At 47.9% G+C, this 8,809-nt stretch carries 6 protein-coding genes and 3 tRNA genes; 2 read left to right on the forward strand and 7 right to left on the reverse strand.

Annotated features, from left to right (window positions below; genetic code table 11):
- Positions 1 to 186: 186 nt before the first annotated feature.
- The 3 genes from QVP67_RS08635 to QVP67_RS08645 all read right to left on the reverse strand — a co-directional run bounded on the left by QVP67_RS08635 (position 187) and on the right by QVP67_RS08645 (position 438).
- A tRNA-Glu gene (locus QVP67_RS08635) sits at positions 187 to 258 on the reverse strand.
- A gap of 14 nt (positions 259 to 272) precedes the next feature.
- Positions 273 to 345: transfer RNA gene (locus QVP67_RS08640), tRNA-Lys, on the reverse strand.
- 6 nt (positions 346 to 351) lie between these two features.
- Positions 352 to 438: transfer RNA gene (locus tag QVP67_RS08645), tRNA-Ser, on the reverse strand.
- A gap of 312 nt (positions 439 to 750) precedes the next feature.
- On the opposite strand from QVP67_RS08645, the gene QVP67_RS08650 reads away from it, so the two are divergent.
- Complete coding sequence (locus QVP67_RS08650; RefSeq protein ID WP_071150694.1) at positions 751 to 2,097, forward strand: MATE family efflux transporter; 1,347 nt, start codon at positions 751 to 753, stop codon at positions 2,095 to 2,097.
- A gap of 117 nt (positions 2,098 to 2,214) precedes the next feature.
- On the forward strand, positions 2,215 to 2,796 hold the full coding sequence (locus QVP67_RS08655; RefSeq protein WP_022163170.1) for a Crp/Fnr family transcriptional regulator: 582 nt from the start codon (positions 2,215 to 2,217) through the stop codon (positions 2,794 to 2,796).
- On the opposite strand, the gene QVP67_RS08660 is transcribed toward QVP67_RS08655, so the two are convergent.
- The 4 genes from QVP67_RS08660 to QVP67_RS08675 all read right to left on the reverse strand — a co-directional run bounded on the left by QVP67_RS08660 (position 2,745) and on the right by QVP67_RS08675 (position 8,438).
- Entirely contained in the window at positions 2,745 to 4,631 is a 1,887-nt protein-coding gene (locus QVP67_RS08660) for a DUF6443 domain-containing protein (RefSeq protein ID WP_022163171.1), read from the reverse strand. The two genes, QVP67_RS08655 and QVP67_RS08660, sit on opposite strands and share 52 nt — an antisense overlap.
- Positions 4,628 to 7,513, reverse strand: coding sequence for a hypothetical protein (locus QVP67_RS08665; RefSeq protein WP_022163172.1), 2,886 nt, complete (start codon positions 7,511 to 7,513; stop codon positions 4,628 to 4,630). Before QVP67_RS08665 ends, QVP67_RS08660 begins: the two co-directional genes overlap by 4 nt.
- 181 nt (positions 7,514 to 7,694) lie before the next feature.
- Positions 7,695 to 7,799, reverse strand: coding sequence for a smalltalk protein (locus QVP67_RS08670; protein ID WP_022163173.1), 105 nt, complete (start codon positions 7,797 to 7,799; stop codon positions 7,695 to 7,697).
- A 195-nt stretch (positions 7,800 to 7,994) separates the two neighbouring features.
- Positions 7,995 to 8,438 carry an N-acetylmuramoyl-L-alanine amidase gene (locus tag QVP67_RS08675; protein WP_022163174.1) on the reverse strand — a complete coding sequence of 148 codons (444 nt, stop codon included), beginning with the start codon at positions 8,436 to 8,438 and terminating at the stop codon, positions 7,995 to 7,997.
- Between the last annotated feature and the right edge of the window lie 371 nt (positions 8,439 to 8,809).

An 8,809-nucleotide genomic window follows, 5' to 3' on the forward strand; every position in this document is an offset into this window, starting at 1 on the left:
CTTGATGGACCAAATTTATTTAGTAATTATAATTTTTAACTCGTCCTCTAATTTTTAGTGGACACTAGTGAATTTGACTAATGAAACCATGTCTTATGCAAAGATACACATTCTCTTCGGAGAGTGAAGAGAAAAGCCATAAAAAAAGCGGTTTACCTTCTTAACCGGCAACCGCTTCATTATTTGTAGTGGATACGAGAATCGAACTCGTATTGCATGCGTGAGAGGCATGTGTCCTAACCGTTAGACGAATCCACCGTCCCATCTCATTGTACACCCTCAGGGATTCGAACCCTGGACCCACTGATTAAGAGTCAGTTGCTCTACCAACTGAGCTAAGAGTGCATTAGGCGGAAGCTGGGGGATTCGAACCCCCGGTACGGTAACCCGTACGTCAGTTTAGCAAACTGGTGGTTTCAGCCACTCACCCAAACTTCCTTTAACCTGCATTATCTCTCAAATGCGGTGCAAAGGTATGGGAAACTTTTGGACTGTGCAAGTCTTTTCGATAGTTTTTTTTCGCCACCAGTTGCCAAAAACAGCTAATTGGCTAACATTCAAAACATAAAACATCGAAAAAAAATTCTTGATTTATATCAACAGCCTCCTTCCCCCTTTTTCATACCTTTGCACAATTTTATTTCAATACGCACAGTCCTGCAAAGGACTTGTACAAGATAAAGCACTATATATCTGCAATTTGTATATTAAGAAAGTCTTTTTCCCTATAAAAATTCAATAGGTATGAGTATGATACAACAGGAAAGTTTGAAAAAACGACTGGCCAAACTGGCTGCTCCCATATTTATAGAGACCCTGCTCATTATGATGCTCGGCGCTGTCGACACCATTATGCTAAGCCGGCATTCGGACAACAGCGTTGCTGCCGTAGGAGTAGTCAACCAAATCATCATGCTTACTTTTCTGGTTTTCGAAGTGATCAATCTGGGTACTTCTGTACTTTGCTCCCAATATCTGGGCGCACGCCTGCAAAAAAAGGTTGTTCAGGTAGTAGGCGTATCCATCCTGGTCAATCTTGCAGTAGGCATCACAGTCAGTCTTCTGTTATACCTTGGCGCCAGCCCGATTCTCCGGCTGATGGGGCTTACACCCGAACTGATGAAAGACGGTTTGTCCTACATGCGCATAGTGGGTGCATTCGCATTCTTTCAGGCTCTTTCCCTTACCCTTTCTGCTTCGTTGCGCAGCGCTAACAAGGCCATCTACCCCATGATGGTCACTGTAGTCGTCAACATACTTAACATCATCGGTAACTACTCCCTGATATTCGGCCGTTTCGGCTTTCCGGAACTTGGAGTAGAAGGTGCTGCCATTTCTACAGCTTTCAGTCGTGGTGTGTCCATGATCTTACTCTTTATCATTCTATTCCGCAAACATATCTCACGTTTCCCGCTGGCCTATTTCCGTCCCTTCCCCTGGATCGAACTGAAGAACCTGATGAAAGTAGGATTGCCTTCGGCCGGCGAGCAGTTGTCTTACAGTTCTTCGCAGGTGGTTATCACTTACTTCATCAACATGCTGGGGGTAGAGGCACTTGCCACACGAACCTACTGTGTCAACATCGTTATGTTCGCTTATCTGTTCAGCATATCCATGGCACAAGGAGGAGCCATCTGCATCGGCCATCTAATCGGAGAACGAAAACCTCATGCCGCCTTTCTTATGGGCAAATATGTCATGAAGAAGTCGGTGATGATCACCGTTATTCTTTCTACCATCCTTGCTTTATGCGGACATAGCATCCTGGGATGGCTTACTTCCAACCCCGAAATTATCCGCCTGGGAGTACTTATCCTATTCATAGACATCATTCTCGAAATAGGACGTCCTATCAACATCTTTGCCACAGCAGCCCTTCGGGCAGCAGGCGATGTCAATTATCCCTTCTACGTAGGACTCGTGGTTCAATGGAGCGTAGCTGTCGGATTGGGATATTTCTTCGGCATTCCACTCGGTTGGGGCATCTGCGGCATGTGGACAGCTTTCCTTTTAGACGAAAACATCCGGGGAGGTATTTTTGTACGTCGCTGGTACAGCATGAAATGGGCAAGCAAAAGTTTTGTAAAGAACTCCTAACTGCCCACAGCAAAGGTCACGAGCCAGAAAGGAGGAACATCAAAAACGCACGTTCTTCTTGCTCATTCAGTCTTAATATACTACCTTTGTTGTCGAAACAACAAATTATTGTAGATTATGGACGAGCTTTTAAAACAAACAATCGACCTGGCTGTCAATTCACGTTATCCCGGTATGCTGCCCGAAGCAAAAAGAATGCTCGGAGAGATTCTTATCCGTAAAGAAGTAGCCAAGGGAGAAGTTATGCTCAAGGAAGGCCAAATCAGCCATCACATCATCCTTGTCGGAAAAGGAATGATGCGACAATTCTATTACAAGGGGGGAAAAGACGTCACCGAACACTTTTCGTATGAAGGATGTGTCCTGATGTGCATTGAAAGCACCTTGAAAAAAGAGCCTACCAAATTGATGATTGAAGCTCTGGAAGACTGCATTGTCTATCTGCTACCATACGATAAATTGATGCAACTTACCGAAATATCCTGGGAGATAAACATGTTTTATAGGAAAATTCTGGAATATTCCCTCATCGTATCCCAAGTGAAAGCCGACTCCTGGCGTTTTGAGACCGCACGCGAACGTTACAACTTGTTGTTGAGCACACAACCTGAGGTCATCAAAAGAGCCCCTCTTTCGCATATTGCCTCCTATCTGCTAATGACCCCTGAAACATTAAGTCGGGTACGTTCGAATTCATAAATATATATTTCTTCGCCATAAACGGCATCCAGCATGCGGTTCAGCCCGTCGTAGGTGAACTTGTAGCCGCGGAGGGTTGTCTCATTTCCGGCTTTCCAGGTCATGCTGCTGATGTTGCCGTTGTAGCATGGCGTGCCGTTCCCGGTGTTGTAATACAGGTTCTGCGAGAACTTGGTGCCGCTGATGGCTGTCAGCCAATTTTGTATATTATACTTGTACTCTATCCGGAAGTCTGGATTGCTGATATTGTGGAATGTATTGGCGATGATGCGCTCTGTAACGTCATAAGTATATGTCAAAAGCTGTACTTCCGGTCCGTTGTTCATCCGGTGCTTCACGGATGCCAAAAGGTTTTTCTTGTTGTATAAATAGGTATACGTTTCGGTGAGGAGCACCTTTTCGGCGGGAGTACCGAACGTTCCGGTGAAATAGACAGACGTTTGAGTTAGCGGTTTTCCGGTAAATGAATACGTGTAATCCGTTTTCCGGTTATAGCTCAGTGAGTCATGCAGCAGGGTAGAAACCAGTTTTCTTTTCCGGTTGTAGGCATAGAGCTCGTATCGGTGGCGGTCCGGTTCGGACATCCGGCTGACGATGCGGCCCGTAAGTGTGCCCGATAACGTTGGGTATTCCAGATCGGGAATATTCTTGAATCCGTCCACCTTATGTTTGAAGTCATAGTTGTCGTAATAATTGATGATTTCGTATAGCATGTTATGCTCGATGGGAGTTAATGTTCCATTTAAGTTGACATGGTATCCTGTCCCTACGAGTTCTTGGCATAATTCAAACTGTATAGCAGTTTTCATCATAATATTCTCCAAGTCAATTGGCAGATTGCTATAAAAGCAGCTTATCACTCTTTTGTCCAGATCCTTTATGCCTGTTATTAGTGATTGGTCTGCTATAGCCTGCACTGCTAACCGGTTATGTTTGTCGTAGAGGTACAGCCTGTATTTTCCTTTTTTCTTCATGTTTCCGTCCTGCATCAGGGTCAGGTGGTCGGCTGCGTCATAAGCATATGTCACGGGGTCCGTTCCCGGCAATTTTTTTTCGACTAGGCGGTTCCGGTGGTCATATCTGTACCGGTAAGCATATTTGTCCAGATTCTGAGAGGTGATGTCGTCGTTTATCATGGGTGGCAGCACGTAAAACAGGTTTCCGTAGTCGTCGTACACGTAATACGTGTCGTGCGAGACAGTTCCATCCATCTCTCGGGTAAGGATGGTTTTTCCCTGCATGTTGGTAAAGGTGTAACTGACGTGACCGTCTTCATCGGTTTCTTCTGTCGCCTCCAGTAGTCCGGCCTGGTAGTTCCCGTTTCGTGCCAGTTTTCCAGCAGCATCTATGTAGTAGTATGCGCAACACCAGTTTCCGGCATCAGCATTCGTTCCGTATACGATGGTCTTTGAATGCCCGTTCCAGTCTTCACCCGGCTTGGTCATCTTTATGATTCGGTTCAGTGGTGACTTTTCATATTCTGTGGAGATGTAAGGACGGGAGTCTTTGTAATAGAATTGGGATGAAAGACTGAAATTAGGTACATCAAGATACTTTTCTTTTCTCGGCATGGGCAGATACTGTATATCAGGTCTTCCCGTCTGGTCATATCCTTGGACGGTCAGCAGGCAGCTGTCTGTTTCCGCAAAAGGATAGTTTCTTGTCATTTTCTGGAAAGGGCGTCCCAAGCCGTCATAATACCGGACCTGTTCGATGTACGTGTCACCCTGCTCGGTGAGCATTGTACGCGTTTGCAGATAATTCAACGCGGTTTCCTGTGCCTGTGTGCACACAGATATGATGCACAAGCATAAAAATGTCAGATATCTTTTCATAATTCGTTGGGTATTTCAGTGTTTTGATAATGTTTGATGTAACTCTCTACCACCTTTCCTTCATGGTTCTTCACCGTACTGAGCTGCCCTTTGTCGTTATACTCGTAGGTGGTTTTTTCTCCGTGGGGAGCGGTATGCGAAGTCATGCCTACCAACGGCTCGTAGGTGTAGGTGGTGACCAGGGCATGCGGCAACGAAGTACGCAGTCCGTCCAGTGCTGTCATATCCGGCACGTCCTGGTCCGACATACTTTCAGGACTCCTGCCCAGTGCCGTTTTGACTTCATTGTACGTCACTCCTTCGATTTCTGCGACGAGGTAACGCCCGTTATACCCCCACACCAGAACTTTCTTCGGGCGATTGCGGCTTGTCACATAAATGGGATTTCCGTACGCATCATGCACCTCGCAGGCTTCTTGTTTCTCGTATGGATAGCTGCCTTTGCGGGTATAGACGGCGGCATCCACTACGCCCCCATTGGACAATAGCTTGGGCTGGGTCCACTTTCCTTCCAACAATTTATTCCCCAGAAAACGTTCTTCTGCGATTACGCGGCCCACGATGTTGCGGTCTACCAGTTTCTTGTGTACATTATCGACAGGATAAATGGGAGTTGCTTCCTGCGTGTCTGCTACCGAGGTATTCTTTATGTTGCTGTTTCCCTGTATCTGGTATACGTTGTTCCGGGTACTGGTTAAAATCGAATCGGTAGGATAGCTGAAGGTGGTTTTCAGCGTATCTTGTGTAGAGGTACTTTCTGTCTGTTGCTTTAGCCGGTCGTAATTGTTGTATGTATACTCTTTTGTGAAAACTATAGGGGCGGCATTCTTGAAGTAGCTTGTAGTCTTCTCCATGCTCACGGGATACTTCTGCATGCGGATGCGCATGGCCATGGCTCCTCCCGAAACCGGACGCAGAGAGACGGAATAATCCGGTTCTGCCAGTTGTTGCCCGGGAGAAGGGACAGGTTGCAGCGTGGGGAAGAGGTTGCGATAGGTGTATTCCGTACGTTGTTGCTCTACCGATTGGCTGTTGTATACGCGTTTCCACAATAAATGTCCGCGCCGCAAGCATTTGCTGGTTGCCATAGTGGCGTTTCCAGAAACCAGCTCCAGAGGGGTGGGAAACCCTGTGCTTGCCGTCCAACTGTAGTTGACATCTCCCTGGTCCGGACAAGTGTGGTAATCGGAGAAGTGATACTGAATGTATGACTTGTCCCCCAATGTTTCTTTCACATACGAATATCCGATACGTGGCTCTTCGATGTTGTAGTTTTGAAGCCATACGTTGTTCCATATATAGATGGTGTCGCCGTTCGTCCGTCGGAAGTAAGGCCTGTATTTCAGCAAGATGCCGCTGCCTTTCACACTGAGCGGTTCGGTATAGGTATAAGTCTTGCTCTCTTTGGAGTAGAAGTTGGTGCCTTCAATCCGGTAATGGTTTTCCAGAGATTTTATTCTGAAGCCGTTGGTCTTTCCGGCTATATCCACAAGGCGGGAGTGGAATGACAAATCGGTCACTTCGGTGTCCACTCTCTTGCTGTAGCTATGCGGCTCGTATTCGAACAAAGTGTACCCGCCTGTAGGATAAGTCATCTTTGTCATCAGGCTGACCGGATTGATGGGGAGAAGACCTTTCAGATACCCGAAGTCATCCACGTTGTCGGTCGACGGCTCGGCATACGTTGCAGGATGCCGGTATTCGAATGAATATTTCCCTTCATCCGGCATCGTGACTTGTTGCAGGAATCTCAGATGCTTCCGGTTCGAGTAGGACAGGCTGTAAGTATACACCGTTTTATTTCCTTGTTTCACGTCAATGGCATCCAGCTGGTACGACAGATTGTTGTATTTCTGGAATTCCTGATAGAAAGTCCGGCACGTCTCCACGCTTTTCCGGAATTCGACGCGCAGGCCGGTGTCGGCTATCTCGATGGATTCGGGGAATACCATTTTAGTGGCTTTGTAGGTATATGGATCCATCGGATTGGGAGCGACCAGCAGTTTGGTGCGCGAAGCGGCCCAGATAGGCGACCACATGTTATGGATGTTATCAGAAGTATAGTTCACAACAAGTGTCCGTCCGTTGGGTGCCGTTATCTTTGTCAGGTGCCAGGCATTGATGCAGCTTTTCTTTTCCGCGGCAGTGAATTCTTTGGCGGGAGAGAAGTTCATGTTATATTCCAGACTTGCCAACGCACCACCGAATGTATAAACGTAGCCGTCGGGAGCTGTGATTCTGATTTCCGAATCCGCCGGATACCCCAGATATTCGGTTTGGGCAGTGAGGCCGGAAAGGTCTGCCTTGTAGCCCTTGTCGCTGGCACGTACCACGCCCTGGTTGTCTATCATGAAAGTGCCGTTGTGCCCGGGCATGGCGAACATGAACAGGTCGGGTTCACAGTCGTAAAAACAATTGTCTACGTATGGAAGGGCACAATAAACGCCATAATTCTTAAGGACTCCCGGCCAGAAGAGGTACAAATGTTCCTGAAGATAGGGTTTCTGTTGCACTGCCTGCCAGAATCCTTTGGCTGGATCCGGGGTAGTCGTATATTCCTTGAAGTCGTCTGGCACCCCGTATATTTCGCGCGTCACCGCCCCCATCCCGCCTATCGACCAGTTCAGGCCTACAAATCCGGCACGTTTGGCAGGTTGGAAACCATCAGATACGTAGTTCAGCACCAGCGGGATGTCGAAGTCGGGGTCTTCGATGTGGTAGAGGGGGACGGAAACATTAACTTGTCCGGTATATAGGGAAACCGGAATATTGCCATATTTGATAAAATCGGCTGTCTGCGGACTGACTTTGCCATACTCGTTTTGTGCCTTAAGTACCAGCGAAAGCAGGCAGACGGATAGAATTAAAATAAGTCTTTTCATATATCTATATATTTTGTTAGGATTTATAATTTATGTAAAGAGGGTGTGTCATCATTTACTACAGATTTCACAGATTGGCACAGATTTTTTCTTGATCTTCAGATTGTCAGATTCAGTGATCTGTAATAATCCGAGTAATCTGTGGTAAAAAACTTATTCTGATACACCCTCTTGCTTTTGCTTACAGCAGGTTAGCGGCTTGAACGCCCAGTGCGCCGGCCAGCACACCTGCCACAGCACAGATGATCTTGATAATCAGATCCCAAGTCGATTTCTTGACAGCCATAATTTTCACACCTCCTTTCGTTGCGGTTGATAGTAGTTGACGAGGGGACAAGTTGACGAGTTGACAAGTTGACGAGTTGACAAGTTGACGAGGGGCTTTAGCTGCCGAAGTTCCCGTAATCCTCGTTGTCCTCGTTTACTACCCACTTGCCTCCATTATCAATTCTCCATTCTCAATTATCAATTATCCATTCCCCTACATCTCCTTCGCCACCTCGAAGCACGGGCATTGCTTCACCCACTCCCATGCCTCGACCGTTCCGTTGCGGTCCAGGTCGGGGCTGAGGTCGCGGTGTCCGCAGACGCGGACGTTGCCCTTGAAGCGGCGCAGCAGCTGGGCCACCAGCAGGCGCAGGGCGGCGCGCTGTTCGGGCGTGCGGGTGTCCTTGGGTTGGCCCTGGGCGTCCAGTCCGCCTTCGTAGCAGATGCCGATGGAGTGCTTGTTGTAGCCTTTCACGTGCGCCCCTGCAAGCTCCAGAGGGCGGGTGACGACGGTGGTCCCGTCGCGGCGGATGTAATAGTGATAGCCCGTCATGCGGTAGCCGCGGCGACGGTGCTCCTGGTCCAGCGCCTCGGGGGTGAGGACGTGGCCCTCACGGGTGGCGCTACAGTGGATGACGATGTAATCGATTCTTCGCATGGTTCTTTTGTTTAGGGTTTAAGGGTTTAGGGTTGAGGGATGAGGGGTGAGGGGTGAGGGAGGGCACCACGGAGTACACAGAGTTCCACAGAGGGGAAAATTTTAATCCATGCCTAAAAACTTCTTTCAACGCAGATTACGCAGATTATCGCAGATTAAAATCCATGTTTTTCCGTGTTATCCGCGTCATCCGTGTCTGAAAGATGTACCACAGAGTTTCACAGAGGGGAGTCGGGGCAAGGTTCGTGTGCATTGTCTATACACCCTAAACCTTAAACCCTCAACCATAAACCCTCAACCCTCACCAGAATTTAACCTAACGGGTCCTCTCCGCCGCCCTCTTCACTGCCTCCGCCACCGGGTGTACCCGA

The sequence above is a fragment of the Bacteroides sp. CAG:633 genome (assembly GCF_000435115.1).
GTDB lineage: Bacteria > Bacteroidota > Bacteroidia > Bacteroidales > Bacteroidaceae > Bacteroides > Bacteroides ndongoniae.